Origin of the sequence: Streptococcus sp. 2018110, assembly GCF_019754115.1 — a bacterium.
Lineage (GTDB): Bacteria > Bacillota > Bacilli > Lactobacillales > Streptococcaceae > Streptococcus > Streptococcus hashimotonensis.
This window is the reverse complement of record NZ_JAIJZO010000017.1, coordinates 1-14,447: the sequence shown is the minus strand read 5'-3', so window position 1 is coordinate 14,447 and position 14,447 is coordinate 1. Positions and strand designations below refer to the sequence as shown.

Annotated in this window: 11 protein-coding genes and 1 pseudogene; all 12 read right to left on the bottom strand. The window is 45.5% G+C overall.

The window, feature by feature from the left end; translation table 11 throughout:
• Positions 1–2: 2 nt before the first annotated feature.
• Entirely contained in the window at positions 3–1,451 is a 1,449-nt protein-coding gene (locus tag K5Q34_RS09365; protein WP_221864889.1) for an amidase, read from the bottom strand.
• Positions 1,452–1,461: 10 nt separating this feature from the next.
• Positions 1,462–2,289 carry a lipoate--protein ligase family protein gene (locus K5Q34_RS09360; RefSeq protein WP_172115899.1) on the bottom strand — a complete coding sequence of 276 codons (828 nt, stop codon included), beginning with the start codon at positions 2,287–2,289 and terminating at the stop codon, positions 1,462–1,464.
• 126 nt (positions 2,290–2,415) lie between these two features.
• Positions 2,416–3,552: a molecular chaperone DnaJ gene (gene dnaJ, locus K5Q34_RS09355; protein ID WP_208547185.1), complete on the bottom strand. Its 1,137-nt coding sequence runs from the start codon at positions 3,550–3,552 to the stop codon at positions 2,416–2,418.
• Between the two features lie 1,187 nt (positions 3,553–4,739).
• Positions 4,740–6,563 (bottom strand): molecular chaperone DnaK, encoded by a 1,824-nt coding sequence (dnaK, locus tag K5Q34_RS09350; protein ID WP_002943084.1) that lies wholly within the window; start codon positions 6,561–6,563, stop codon positions 4,740–4,742.
• A gap of 250 nt (positions 6,564–6,813) precedes the next feature.
• Positions 6,814–7,326, bottom strand: coding sequence for a nucleotide exchange factor GrpE (gene grpE, locus K5Q34_RS09345; protein WP_221864888.1), 513 nt, complete (start codon positions 7,324–7,326; stop codon positions 6,814–6,816).
• A 12-nt stretch (positions 7,327–7,338) separates the two neighbouring features.
• Complete coding sequence (gene hrcA, locus K5Q34_RS09340; RefSeq protein ID WP_044761805.1) at positions 7,339–8,373, bottom strand: heat-inducible transcriptional repressor HrcA; 1,035 nt, start codon at positions 8,371–8,373, stop codon at positions 7,339–7,341.
• 220 nt (positions 8,374–8,593) lie between these two features.
• Complete coding sequence (locus tag K5Q34_RS09335) at positions 8,594–9,289, bottom strand: histidine phosphatase family protein (RefSeq protein ID WP_221864887.1); 696 nt, start codon at positions 9,287–9,289, stop codon at positions 8,594–8,596.
• Between the two features lie 72 nt (positions 9,290–9,361).
• The gene (locus tag K5Q34_RS09330) at positions 9,362–10,699 is read right to left on the bottom strand and encodes a PFL family protein (RefSeq protein ID WP_024384706.1); all 1,338 of its coding nucleotides are present in this window, start codon (positions 10,697–10,699) and stop codon (positions 9,362–9,364) included.
• Between the two features lie 11 nt (positions 10,700–10,710).
• Positions 10,711–10,977: an ACT domain-containing protein gene (locus K5Q34_RS09325; protein WP_024384707.1), complete on the bottom strand. Its 267-nt coding sequence runs from the start codon at positions 10,975–10,977 to the stop codon at positions 10,711–10,713.
• 90 nt (positions 10,978–11,067) lie between these two features.
• A complete protein-coding gene (locus tag K5Q34_RS09320) occupies positions 11,068–11,325 on the bottom strand; it encodes an AraC family transcriptional regulator (protein WP_253214112.1) in 258 nt (85 codons plus the stop codon).
• A gap of 107 nt (positions 11,326–11,432) precedes the next feature.
• Positions 11,433–11,648 (bottom strand): annotated as a pseudogene (locus K5Q34_RS09315) (IS110 family transposase); the annotation flags it as partial.
• 498 nt (positions 11,649–12,146) lie between these two features.
• Positions 12,147–14,447 (bottom strand): MucBP domain-containing protein (locus tag K5Q34_RS09310; RefSeq protein ID WP_221864886.1); only part of this gene is annotated, 2,301 nt, incomplete at its 5' end.

The window sequence follows — 14,447 nt, the reverse complement described above, 5'->3', positions numbered from 1 at the left end:
CCTTACAAGTTGAGTAAACCTGCTGCCTCCATTTGGTCTGCCAACTGCAAGAGTAAATCCTCTCGTCCCTTGGCTGCTGTCAATTGGATGCCGATTGGCAAGCCGTCAGCCCGTACATAAGTCGGCAGAGAAATGGCTGGCTGACCACAAATATTGGCCTGCTGCGTAAAGGGAGTTAGGGCTAGGCTTTCTGCAAACATCTCCCAAATCAAACTCTGCTGCTCTGCCATTGTCAACTCCTGAATATGCAACAAGCGGTCCAGCATCTCTTGCGAGTGAGTGAACTGGTCTAGCTTGGGAGCCACATCTGCCACGGTCGGCGTCAGAAGGAGGTCGTAATGCTGGTGGAAGTCCGCCATGCTGGCACTGTAGCGGTCCCAATCCTGCAAGACCTTGGAGTAGAGTTTGGCTGGAACGGTCTGTCCACTCTGGTAAATGGCCCAGGTCATGACTTCCATGTCATCAGGTGTCATGGACCGACCCAACCCTGCCTCCATCTCTTCAAACATCTGGGCCGTCTCGACGCTGTTCATCAGATAATAGGCCTGCATGACTTCGATACCGTCCAGAATAGGACTTGATAGCTCAGTAATCTGGTGCCCCAGTGCTTCCAGCTGAGGCAGGAGGGACAAGACAGCCTGTTGGGCATCCGTGGAAACCGAACTACCAATCGGAGAGTCTAGACTGTAGGCAATTTTCAGGGGCTTGTTCCTGAATGAAAAAAGAGCCTGCTCAGGCAGAAGAGCCAGAGGAAAGGGAGCCTCGACTTGATAGGTCTGTAAGTGATAGAGGAGGCGTTGGGTATCGCGAACAGACTTGGTCAGGGCAAAATTGACAGATGCCCCCTGCCAGCCACGATAAGACTTAGGTCCAACTGGAATCCGACCACGACTGGTTTTGAGCCCGATCAAGCCATTGAAGGAGGCTGGGATGCGAATTGAGCCACCGCCATCTGATGCAGCAGCAATAGAGACCATGCCTGAAGCCAGTGCTGCGGCTGCACCACCGCTCGATCCACCAGCATTGCGACTGGGGTCCAAGGGAAGATTGACAGGACCATGCAGGCTGGCATCTGAGATATTTTTGAAGCCGAATTCTGGCGTGTTGGTCCGACCGACAATGATGAAGCCCAAGTCCTTCAAGCGTTGGACATAGGTATCGGTATGGCCTGCTGGTCGACCAGCAAGCAGGCGAGAACCTGCAGAAGATGGCTGCCCCTTTTCATTTTGCCCCAAATCCTTCAGCAAGAAAGGAACTCCAGCAAATGGCTTGCCCAGGTAGTCTTCTTTTTCCGCTTCTTTCAGGGCTTCTTCATATTGCTTGCTGACAACCGCATTGAGGGCGGGATTGAGCTTTTCAATCCTGTCAATGGATTCTTGCACCAACTCCTTGACAGAAACCTGTTTTTGATTGACAGCCTGGGCCATAGCTGTCGCATCTTTCCATTTCATAGATTTTCTCCTAGATTCCATATTTTTCCATAGACTGCTTGATGGTCTTTCCGAGCCCCATAAAATCAGCCATGTTGTCCGACGAGGGATAAAAGGTGGTCAGAAAAGCTCCGTTTTCAATCAAGACACGCACAATTCGTGTTTTCATATCCTCCACCGTCACATCCTGACCGACCAAGTCTGACAAATTGGCCATCGAATCCGGATTTACTTGCGGAAATCTGTCCGATACTTCTTGCGGAGCAAAACTTGCTGCATAAAAATCAGCCACCACTTGCCCTCGTTTGACTTGATTGCCTGACACACTGATATAGGCAGAAATAGCAATGGCCTCTTGGTAAATCCGCTGGGCCAATCCAGCAAACTTCCGCCCCTTGATGCTAAGGTCGTAGGTCCCAGGACAGTAGGAAGTTGCCACCTCACCACTGACCACCTCGAAGGGAAAATCCGAAAGCGCCTGAGCAATCAAATCCACCATGACCTGATAAGACTCCCGCAAATCAACCTTGTGACCAGAAGGATTGGGCAAAATCAGAGTGACATTCAAAATCCCTTCATCCGCAACGACGGCCAAACCGCCCAAACTCCGAATAATCGGACTGTAGCCTGCCTGACCAATACTGGCTAAGCCCTTGTCCAACTGGGCCACCTGACTGTCCATCATCCCCAGAATGACCGTTTGGTCCATGGGCCAAAAATGTAAAATCCCTGTATTGGACTGACGATTGACCTCGCGCAAAAAGACCTCGGTCCACACCAGTGGCCCCTGTTTCAAACCCGTCAAGCCAGACCGATCTTCGTATTTTTTTATGGTCTTATTCTCAACCCAAGATTTCATTCGTAAGCGTTCTCTTTCAAATTACTATATCTTATTTTAACACAGAGCCTGTGATGCGTCGGAGAAAATGCCCAGAGTTTTTTCTGAAAAAGAAAGGAGACTGGAGTTTCCAGTCTCATCTTAGAATTATAAATCCTCAAAGGCATCTTTTACCTTGTCAAAAAATCCTTTTTTATGGGGTTTGACATCAATATTTCCTGCTGCCGCGAATTCTTTAAGAGCTGCTTTTTGGCGGTCATTCAAACCTGTCGGAGTGACGATATTTACTGTGACATATTGATCACCAATAGCTCCACCACGAACACTTGGGGCACCTTTTCCTTTGAGTCGGAAGGTCTTACCAGTCTGGGTACCTTCAGGAATGACCATATCCACATCACCGTGAACCGTTGGCACATGAACTGTATCTCCAAGTGCTGCTTGGACAAAGTTGAGGTTCAGTTTATAGTGAATAGTGGTCCCTTCACGTTCAAACTTGTCTGAAGGTTGGACCTGAATAACAACGTAGAGATCTCCGTAAGGACCTCCATTGAAACCAGCTTCACCTTGACCTGCCAAGCGAATACGTTGACCAGTTTCCACACCAGCTGGCACCTTAACCGTCACAGTATGGGCTTGTTTTTCATGACCAGTTCCATGACAGGTTGTACATGGGTCTTTGATTTGTTTTCCGCGACCATGACAGACATCACAGGTCATTTGACGGCGCATGGTTCCAAGTGGAGTTTGGGTGTCCACATTGATCACTCCAGAACCATGACAACGCCCACAGGTTACTGGACTTGTTCCAGGTTTGGCACCTGAACCTGTACAGGTTCGACAAGTTGCCTCACGGTTATAGGAAACTTCACGTTCCACACCAAAAATCGCTTCTTCAAACTTCAAGTTGACCGCATACTGCAAGTCATCCCCTTGACGAGGTGCATTAGGATTGCGCGTCGCACCACCTCCACCAAAGAAGCTAGAGAAAATGTCTTCAAAGCCACCGAAACCTGCTCCGTCGAAACCACCAAAGCCTCCTGCTCCTCCGCCGAAGCCACCGTTTGCTCCAGCAGGACCATACTGGTCATAGACAGACCGTTTTTGCGGATCGCTCAAGGTTTCATAAGCCTCTTGGACCTCCTTGTATTTATCCTCCGCACCCGGATCCTTGTTAATATCTGGATGGTATTTCTTTGAAAGCTTCCGATAAGCCTTCTTAATCTCGTCCTGAGAAGCGCTCTTAGAAACGCCCAGACGATCGTAAAATTCAGTATTGTTCATATAAGATACCAAGCCCGTTAAAAACAAAGTGAAAATAGGGAGTGAAAGTGTCCAGTGGACACTTTCAGCCCTGTCGTACAAAAACAATAAGCGACAGGTGTTTCTCAAAAAGTCTATCCCCAGACTTTTTGACTTTTCACACAGCTTTTAGGGCGGGTTCAATTCCTTTCGTTAAAAAATAGACGAAACTCAGAAAGAAGCCCGTGTTCGAATTACCGAACTTGTATTCCTTTCTTTGAAATGTTGAAAGTAGCCCGTGTTCGATTACGAACACTTTCCTTTCTATGAAGATATTAAGCCGTTAAGCGACTCAAAGAAAAATAGGGAGTGAAAGTGTCCGGTGGAACACTTTCAGCCCTGTCGCACAAAAATAACGAGCGACAGGTATTCCTCAAAAAGTCTATCCCCAGACTTTTTGACTTTTTCACAGAGTCGTAGGCGTATTCAATTCTGTAAAAGTTAGAAGGGTATTTACCCAAAAACAGAGGCTGGGGTGCAACCTCTGTGATTGGAAATTTTATTAACGAATGATTTCTATTCTCGAGAAGATGAGAATTGAGTTCGAGCTAAGAACTTCGGAAAAAATGATTTTCCAAACCCTAGATACTCAAAGAAATTCAAGACTAGGCTAGGCAACTGAACGAAGATTGAACTAGAGTTCATCGAGGAGAGTTAACAAAGCCTAGTGAAAAATTTCGTGGCTCGGGATAAAAAGGTCTCCTGAACCATTTACGACGTGAGAAAACAAAGTCGATAATACTTTGTTTTCGAGCTAGTAAGACACCTAGGTTAGCCGCAATAGCGGTAACCGTTAACTGATGAGCTACTTTTAGTAGCCATCAGTTTTGGTGTCCTCGCTTCCGAATTTCTATTCTCGAGAAGATGAGAATTGAGTTCGAGCTAAGAACTTCGGAAAAAATGATTTTCCAAACCCTAGATACTCAAAGAAATTCAAGACTAGGCTAGGCAACTGGACGAAGATTGAACTAGAGTTCATCGAGGAGAGTTAACAAAACCTAGTGAAGAATTTCGTGGCTCGGGATAAAAAGGTCTCCTGAACCATTTACGACGTGAGAAAACAAAGTCGATAATACTTTGTTTTCGAGCTAGTAAGACACCTAGGTTAGCCGCAATAGCGGTAACCGTTAACTGATGAGCTACTTTTAGTAGCCATCAGTTTTGGTGTGTTACTTTTCAGTAAACTCGCCGTCTACCACATCATCGCCTGCGTTGTTAGCTGTTTGGGCACCTTCTTGGCCTGCGGCTGCTTGTTGTGCTGCTGCGGCTTGCTCGTAGAGTTTCACTGCAAGGGCTTGAGCTTTTTCGTTGAGGTTTTCAAGTTTCGCTTTCATGTCGTCCAAGTTGTTAGCTTCTTGAGCTGCTTTCAACTCATCAAGAGCTGCTTGAGCTTGGTCACGTTCTGCGTCGAAGCCTTTGCCTTCTGTTTCTTTAAGGGTTTTCTCAGTCGCAAAGATTGCTTGGTCAACATCGTTACGGAGGTCCACTTCTTCCTTACGTTTCTTATCTGCTTCCGCGTTTGCTTCTGCATCTTTCATCATGCGGTCGATTTCTTCATCTGTCAAACCTGAGTTAGACTGGATAACGATAGTTTGCTCTTTTTGCGTACCAAGGTCTTTAGCTTTTACAGAAACGATACCGTTCTTGTCGATGTCAAATGTTACTTCGATTTGTGGGATACCACGAGGTGCCGCAGGGATATCTGTCAATTGGAAACGACCAAGAGTCTTGTTGTCTGCTGCCATTGGACGCTCACCTTGAAGCACGTGGATATCAACAGCTGGCTGGTTGTCTGCCGCAGTTGAGAAGACTTGTGACTTAGAAGTTGGGATGGTTGTGTTGCGGTCGATGAGTTTTGTAAATACACCACCCATTGTTTCAATACCAAGTGACAATGGTGTTACGTCGAGGAGAACAACGTCTTTCACATCACCAGTAATAACACCACCTTGGATAGCCGCACCCATAGCAACAACTTCGTCAGGGTTTACAGATTTGTTTGGCTCTTTACCAGTTTCAGCTTTTACAGCTTCCACAACGGCTGGGATACGAGTTGATCCACCGACAAGGATGACTTCGTCAATTTCTGACAAGCTGAGACCTGCATCTGAAAGAGCTTGACGAACAGGAACTTTTGTACGTTCTACAAGGTCGTAAGTCAATTCGTCAAATTTTGCACGTGTCAATGTCATTTCCAAGTGAAGCGGACCTGCTGCACCTGCAGTGATGAACGGCAAGCTGATTTGAGTTGATGTTACACCTGAAAGGTCTTTTTTCGCTTTTTCAGCCGCATCTTTCAAACGTTGAAGAGCCATTTTGTCAGCTGACAAGTCGATGCCGTTTTCTTTCTTAAATTCAGCTACCATGTGGTCGATAATCTTTTGGTCAAAATCGTCACCACCGAGCTTATTGTCACCTGCTGTTGCAAGTACGTCAAAGACACCGTCACCGAGTTCAAGGATAGATACGTCGAAAGTACCACCACCAAGGTCGAATACCAATATTTTCTCGTCTTTGTCAGTCTTATCCAAACCGTAAGCAAGGGCTGCTGCAGTTGGCTCGTTGACGATACGTTCTACTTCCAGACCTGCGATTTTACCAGCATCTTTTGTTGCTTGACGTTGGGCATCGTTGAAGTAAGCTGGAACAGTGATAACCGCTTTGGTTACTTTTTCACCAAGGTATTCTTCAGCGTAGCCTTTCAAGTATTGAAGAATCATTGCTGAGATTTCTTGTGGAGTGTATTCTTTGCCGTTTGCTGAAACTTTTTCAGAAGTTCCCATTTTTGATTTGATAGAGATGATAGTATCTGGGTTGGTTACTGCTTGGCGTTTTGCCGCATCACCAACGATGATTTCACCATTTTTGAAAGACACAACAGACGGAGTTGTGCGGTTTCCTTCTGGGTTTGCGATGATTTTTGATTCAGTTCCTTCAAGAACTGCAACTGCTGAGTTTGTTGTACCTAAGTCAATACCGATAATTTTAGACATATGTTTTACCTCTTTTTAATTTACTTTCTTTTCAAGTAGTTTAACGACATTTCGGTCAGGTTTTCTTTTTTGGAAAATAGCAGAGCGACCTTAGTATTTCAGTTTACTTTTATTATTAGCTTTAACAGTCTTTGAATAGACTGTTAAAGGTGGGGAATAAACGAATGAAATTCGTACTACTGCCGAAGACAGTACTGGAGTACGGCAAGGCGGGTTAACGAAGTAATAAAAGATAAACTGGAAGACTAAGTTATTCTGATACGACTACCATAGCCGGTCTCAGCAAGCGTTCATGCAACTTGTAGCCTTTTTGGAAGACTTGTGCGATGTGTTCTGCTGGGCAGTCGTCTGTGGCTGGAACAGTTTGAATAGCCATGTGAAGATTTGGGTCAAAGACATCTGTTGCGACTTCTTCCACCCCTTCTTCTTTGAGGGCTTGAATCAAACTTTCCTGTACCATTTCCAAGCCTTTTTTGACATCTTCTGTCAGGCCTTCGACTTGAAGGGCACGTTCCAAGTCATCCAAGCTCGGCAAGATTTTCTTGGCCAAGTCTTGCGAACGGTAACGCTGAATGGTCTGGCGTTCCTCATTGGCACGGCGTTGGATATTTTGCATTTCAGCATGGGCACGGAGGTACTTGTTTTCAAATTCCTCGGCACGCTCATTTGCCAAATCCAATTCTGATTTTTCAGGAGCTTCGACAACTTCTTCTGTTGTCTCAACCTCTTCTACGATTTCTTCGTTTTTGATTTCTTCTGACAAAGCATTCTCCTTCTAATTGACTTCATAGTGATTGCTACTTAAGTATCGGTAGTAATCGGTTAATTTCATAAATAGGACGCGACTGATGATGTTGATTAAGCTCATCTGCCTACGATAGTCCATGTCAACAGGACCAAGCAAACTCATCTGGGCCATGCCCCGATAGGGGATTGGAAAGCGATGATGAATGACTGTCACATCCGCTAGGGCAGGATCCCTATGTTCCGCCACAGAAATGCTGGTCTGCTGGTTCGGCGCCAAGCCTTGCCGCAACTCTGGGGCTAATAGCTGTGGGCTATCCAAGAGCTGATAGGTGGCGAGATTGCCATAGGTCAGCGAAGCAACCTTTCCACTGATAAAGACTGATTCTTGGAAGAGATTGGAAAAAATATAGTCCATCAGATCCAAGACATTGTCCGTCGTGGTAAAGTAACGCTGCACCACCTGGGGAATCTCCGTCCGCAACTTGTAGTGGATTGCCAAGACCGTCTGGTCAACGAAGCGTTCATCCACCAGGCGTTTGAGCACTTCCAAGTCCCTGGTCAAAAAGTTCTTGGGAATGGCAAACTGGACGGTAACAGGTTTGGACTGATCCAAGGTCAAGACTGCCAAGGCATCGTGGCTACTGAGCTGCACAATGTCAAAGGAAGTCAACTGCTGACTGGTCGGCTCCACATCTAAGATGACCGAAGTGTAGCCTGTCAAATCCGCTAGGACTGTACTGGCTCGCTCCAAGATGTCTTCCAGCTTGAAGGCTTCAAAATCGAAGGCCTTGACTACCTGATAAACATCTTCTTCATTGATGTGTTCCAAGTTGAGCGAGTGGTTGACAAAGTATTGAAAACCAGCCCGACTGGGCATCCGACCGCTTGAAGTATGAGCTTTTTCTAGCAAGCCCAGTTGCTCTAGCTTAGCCATATCATTGCGAATGGTAGCCGAACTAGAAGCAATCATCTCCTGCAAGGCCTTAGAACCAACCGGCTCATGATGGCGCGTAAACAATTCAACAATCAGATTCAAAATATCATTTTGACGTTGGGTAATCATCTCCGCTCCTTTCATGAACAGTGTTGATTTTTATATTTTTAGCACTCTATAACGACGAGTGCTAAACTTTATACTCCCATTATACGCTGAAAAAATGGATTGTCAAGAGAAAAAAACAAAAAATTAGCACTCTTTTACCTAGAGTGCTAAAAATCAGTCTGAAGACCTAGAATGGTGGATGTCAAGAAAAAAATCAGAGAAAAATCCCTGATTTTATATCTTATTCCCCTTGAGCAATCAATTCTGCCCCACGTTTGCGGTAGGACAAATCCCCAACTGCTTCAATTAAAAGCTTGCCTTTTTCGTATTTGAGGACGGTGATTGAGCCGTTGTCCAGGAAGACATTGGCACCACGCTCTGGCTCCAATAGATGGGCCAGGGTTGCGATGGTCATGCCGTGGCTGACCACAAGAGCATTGCCGCCGCCCTGCTTTTCCAAGTCTTGGGCGATAGCCTCAAAGCCTGTCAAAATACGATTGCTCAAGACTTCCCAAGATTCCGCCCAGCCAGCTGTATCTGCTTCTTGGATACCTGCTGCGATTTCCGCAAAGGACATGCCTGTCGCATCAACTGTCCCTTTCAAACGAGGCAGAACACCTTGGAAAAGCTCGGCATCATACATACCTTCGAAACTACCAAAGCACCATTCACGGATACGCTTGTCTTGGTAATATGGGATTTTTCCTAAAATTCCCAACTCACACTGGGCAATGGTCATGGTCTGAACGGTCCGCCCCAGGTCACTGGATACGGCTAGTTTAAAATCAAGACCCGCATCCTTGAGCCCCAAGCCCAATTCACGGATCCCTTCCTCACCAGCCTTGGTCAGCGGTGTATCACACCAACCCTGCACGCGCCCGATGGTATTAAACATGGTTTTCCCATGTCGAGAAATATATAATCTTACGTCTGCCATAGCATTCTCCTTGTATTTTCTTACTATTAGTATAGCAAAAAACCGACTGCTTGTCGCAATCGGTTTACGTTTTTAGTTCTTAAAACTATGAATCGGTGCTGGAATTTGTCCACCACGGTTGATAAAGTCCACAGACGAAGCTTGATTGACCTTCATAACAGGGGCTGTTCCCAGAAGGCCGCCAAATTCAATCATGTCTCCTTCTTTTCCAAGTGGAATAATACGGACCGCAGTGGTTTTCTGGTTGATAACTCCAATAGCCGCCTCATCCGCAATCATAGCTGCAATGGTTTCAGCTGGCGTTGTTTCTGGAATGGCAATCATGTCCAAACCAACTGAACAGATAGCCGTCATAGCTTCCAATTTTTCAAGGTTAAGCGAGCCATTTTGTACCGCCGCAATCATGCCCTCGTCTTCAGACACAGGGATAAAGGCACCTGACAAACCACCTACTTGGTTGCAGGCCATGACCCCACCCTTTTTGACTGCGTCATTGAGCAAAGCTAGGGCAGCAGTCGTTCCGTGCGTACCTACGGTTTCTAAGCCCATTTCCTCCAACACCCGAGCCACTGAGTCCCCAACAGCTGGCGTCGGAGCAAGGGACAGGTCCACGATACCGAACTTAACACCCAGGCGTTCGCTGGCCATATTGCCGACCAACTGACCGATACGGGTAATCTTGAAGGCCGTCTTTTTGACGGTTTCTGCCACCACATCAAAGCTCTCGCCACGCACTTTTTCAAGAGCACGCTTGACCACACCAGGCCCAGACACGCCGACATTGATAACCACATCCGCCTCGCCGACACCATGGAAGGCACCCGCCATGAAAGGATTGTCCTCAACCGCATTGGCAAAGACCACCAGCTTGGCCGCCCCCATATCAGAAGCCTCCGCCGTCTCCTTGATGATCCGCCCCATATCCCGCACAGCCGTCATGTTGATACCCGTCTTGGTCGAGCCGATGTTGACCGACGAGCAGACTTTTGTCGTTTGGGCCAATGCCTGCGGTATAGAGTTGATGAGGATTTCATCCCCTTTTTGGTAGCCCTTTTGAACCAGAGCTGAAAAACCTCCGATAAAATCGATGCCGATCTCATGAGCCGCCTTGTCCAAGGCATGAGCCAGGGGAAGATAATCCGTGGCATCCGTCGCCGCACCAATCAAAGCAATAGGCGTTACCGACACCCGCTTGTTGACAATGGGAATTCCCAGCTCCGCCGCAATCTCATCACCGACCGCTACCAAGTTCTTGGCCTTGGTCACGATTTTAGTATAAACTTTCTCCGCAGCCTTATCAATGTCCGAGTCGATACAGTCCAAGAGGGAAATCCCCATGGTAATGGTCCGAATGTCGAAGTGCTGCTCCTCAATCATCTCAATGGTTTCTCTAACCTGTCTAATGTCCATGATTGCTCTCCTTACAAGTTGTGCATAGCATCAAAAATCGCCGCACTTTGAATGTTGATTTTCACGTTCAAGGATTGACCAAAGGCATCCAATTCTGAACGAAGTTGCGTGAAATCTTGCTTCTCATCTGATGACACCACCGCCATCATGGTAAAATACTCATCCAAAACTGTCTGAGAAATATCATCAATATTCAAACCCAATTCCGCAATCTTAGTCGCAACACCCGCCACGATTCCTGACTTGTCCTTACCGACAACTGTAACAATAGCTTTCATCTGAACACCTCTTCTAAATTTTCATTTATTTTATCATAAATATGCAGAAAAAGGTAGAAATCATCTAGTTTCTACCTCCAACATACGTGTTTATAGTCCTTGTTGCTTCTTGCAGTCGGTCACAGTCATGCCTGTCCATTTTTTGAAGGCACGGCTGAAGGCGTTGACCTCGCTGTAGCCAATCAGACTGGAAATCTCCTCTGCTGGTAATTTCATCTTGAGATAGGAGAAGGTCATGGCCTTTTGAACGGCTTGCAGTTCCTGTTTGAAGCTGGTATTTTCAGCCGATAGGTTGCGTTGCAGGGTCCGCACGCTGACACCAAGTCGGTGGGCAATGTCTTCTACCAAGAAGAAGCCGCTTGGGATGGCCGAGTAGAGTTCCTGCTGGACATAGCCTGCAAAGCTCCTGTTGGCCAGCTATTGATTGAGCAAGTATTATCACATAGAGCAGGTCAGACAGGTCGCCAATAGGCAGCTATGCTTTCCATACCAACAGCTTCCACATGAAATTGACTGAGAAAATCATGGCCAGCACGTAGAGCTTTAGTTGTTGTGTCAAATGTAGCAATCTCACACTTTGGACAAGTTGAGGTGAGTGGTCTGTGTAGCATACAGACGATAATATTGGCTTGGTGGATAATACCTGCACAAGATTGATAGAGAACATCCATGACAATTCCCTCCATCTAAAAAATATGAGAGCTTATCTACCGAGTTCTGTTCTAATCCTATTTTTATACTCATGCCTATCACAATATTTTGGGGTGCTCGTCAGTAGAGTGGGGCACTTTTTTCTTTCGATGAATAACATCATTAACTCGTCAACCACAAAGTCCTCACTAAGATTATATACCTAGCGAGGACTCTATGTTCATTTTCATTATTCTGCGGGTGAGGGCAGGGCATCATGGAAGTCTTTCCCACTCACTTTAAACTGAAGTACTATAATTTGACAAAACATAAAACCTCAAGGAACTATTTTCAGATATTGATACCTAACATCCATTTATTCACTCTTCAACGGTTTAAAAATAGAAACAACGGCCTTGCCCCTCTTGAAATGAGGAACAAGGCCGTCGCCTAATCTTTTGCTATTTCATTATTCACTTGACAGGAAACTGTTCAACTGAACTTCTGATTTTTCTCTTTAGGCTACTAACTAAAGCCTATTATTTTTCTTTGCGACGACGGGACGCCACTGCAACTGTACCCAACAAAGCTAAACCTACCAATGCAAGTGCAGATGTGCTTTCACCTGTTTCTGGCAAGATTGCACTTGTCTTAGGTGTTACTTTTGTTGTCTCAGTCACCGGTGTAGTTGACGGAGTTGTTGGTTGGTTCGGTGTTGTAGGCGTTGTTGGCTCCTCATTTTCTTGCTTATAAACGTAAGTTACATGAGTTTCACCTTCAACTACTTTACCTTTTGCATTATTTGGAATACGAGATTCTACAAGAATGTAACGTTTTCCATTGAATACAATCACTTTTGGACGATTGTCTGAAGTATCGTAGTCTCCGCCCACTGTACCGTTCTCAGTATCAACTACTGGTGTCTTGATAACATTACCATTTTCATCAACATAATGAACAATTACTTTACCTTGTTTTTCAACAACTGGTGGAACAACTGGTGTTTCAACTTTTTCTTTGTACTCGTATGTGATGGTTTGTTCGCCTTCTTTAACAACACCGTTTTCTGGGGCGTCATCTTCGTTTGTACGTGTACGAACAAGTTCGTAAGTCTTACCATCTTTTGTGATAGTAGCTGGTGGGGTGTCACCATAGACTTCATCGATCGGTGTATCGGTTGGTTTAACTGTCTTATCGTCTGCGATTTCAGTCTCTGTACCTTCGATAACGTAACGAGCTACGACTGAACCTGTCTTAACGACTGGCGTTTCAACTTTAGTGTAGATGTAAACTACAGTCTTCTCACCTTCTTCAACTTCACCTGTTGGTGTTGCGCCTGTTTCATCAACTTTAACAAATGTGTAGCCTTCGAAGTTACCAACTGTTGTTTCATAGGTTGAACCTACTTCACCGTCACGAACGACATCAGTTGTATCCGCAAGAACCTCACCTTTATCAGTGATGTGGCGAACAAGGACGCTACCTGTCTTAGCAACTGGTGTTTCAACTTTAGTGTAGATGTAAACTACAGTCTTCTCACCTTCTTCAACTTCACCTGTTGGTGTAGCACCTGTTTCATCAACTTTAACAAATGTATAGCCTTCGAAGTTACCAACTGTTGTTTCATAGGTTGAACCTACCTCACCGTCACGAACGACATCAGTTGTATCTGCAAGAACCTCACCTTTATCAGTGATGTGACGAACAAGGACGCTACCTGTTTTCTTCTCAACTGGATCTGGTGTATCAACAACTTCTTTGTACTCGTAAGTGATAGTTTGTTCACCTTCTACAACTGTACCGTTGCTTGGGGCATCACCTTCATTTGTACGAGTGCGTACAAGTGTATAAGTCTTACCACCAAATGAAATTGTAGTTGGAGGTGTGTCACCATAAACTTCATCGACTGGGGTATCGGTTGGTTTAACTGTCTTATCATCTGCGATTTCAGTTTCTGTACCTTCGATAACATAACGAGCTACTACTGAACCTGTCTTAACGACTGGTGTTTCTTCTTTTTCTTTGTACTCGTATGTGATGGTTTGTTCGCCTTCTACAACTGTACCGTTGCTTGGGGCGTCACCTTCATTTGTACGTGTACGAACAAGTTCATAGGTCTTACCATCTTTTTCGATTGTAGTTGGAGGTGTGTCACCATAAACTTCATCGACTGGGGTATCGGTTGGTTTAACTGTCTTATCGTCTGCGATTTCAGTTTCTGTGCCTTCGATAACGTAACGAGCTACGACTGAACCTGTCTTAACAACTGGTGTTTCAACTTTTTCTTTGTACTCGTATGTGATGGTTTGTTCGCCTTCTTTAACAACACCGTTTTCTGGGGCGTCACCTTCGTTTGTACGTGTACGAACAAGCTCGTAAGTCTTACCATCTTTTGTGATAGTAGCTGGTGGGGTGTCACCATAGACTTCATCGACTGGGGTATCGGTTGGTTTAACTGTCTTATCGTCTGCGATTTCAGTTTCTGTACCTTCGATAACGTAACGAGCTACGACTGAACCTGTCTTAACAACTGGTGTTTCGACTTTCTCTTTGTACTCGTATGTGATAGTTTGTTCACCTTCTACAACTGTACCGTTGCTTGGGGCATCACCTTCATTTGTACGTGTACGAACAAGTTCGTAAGTCTTACCATCTTTTGTGATAGTAGCTGGTGGAGTATCACCGTATGGCTCATCGACTGGTGTATCGGTTGGCTTGACTGTCTTATCGTCTGCGATTTCAGTTTCTGTACCTTCGATAACGTAACGAGCTACGACTGAACCTGTCTTAACGACTGGCGTTTCAACTTTTTCTTTGTACTCGTATGTGATAGTTTGTTC

Bases quoted from the DNA above. Each gene is read 5' to 3' on its own strand.
- K5Q34_RS09365 (WP_221864889.1), bottom strand. From the start codon at position 1,451: ATGAAATGGAAAGATGCGACAGCTATGGCCCAGGCTGTCAATCAAAAA.
- K5Q34_RS09360 (WP_172115899.1), bottom strand. From the start codon at position 2,289: ATGAAATCTTGGGTTGAGAATAAGACCATAAAAAAATACGAAGATCGG.
- dnaJ (WP_208547185.1), bottom strand. From the start codon at position 3,552: ATGAACAATACTGAATTTTACGATCGTCTGGGCGTTTCTAAGAGCGCT.
- dnaK (WP_002943084.1), bottom strand. From the start codon at position 6,563: ATGTCTAAAATTATCGGTATTGACTTAGGTACAACAAACTCAGCAGTT.
- hrcA (WP_044761805.1), bottom strand. From the start codon at position 8,373: ATGATTACCCAACGTCAAAATGATATTTTGAATCTGATTGTTGAATTG.
- K5Q34_RS09335 (WP_221864887.1), bottom strand. From the start codon at position 9,289: ATGGCAGACGTAAGATTATATATTTCTCGACATGGGAAAACCATGTTT.
- K5Q34_RS09330 (WP_024384706.1), bottom strand. From the start codon at position 10,699: ATGGACATTAGACAGGTTAGAGAAACCATTGAGATGATTGAGGAGCAG.
- K5Q34_RS09325 (WP_024384707.1), bottom strand. From the start codon at position 10,977: ATGAAAGCTATTGTTACAGTTGTCGGTAAGGACAAGTCAGGAATCGTG.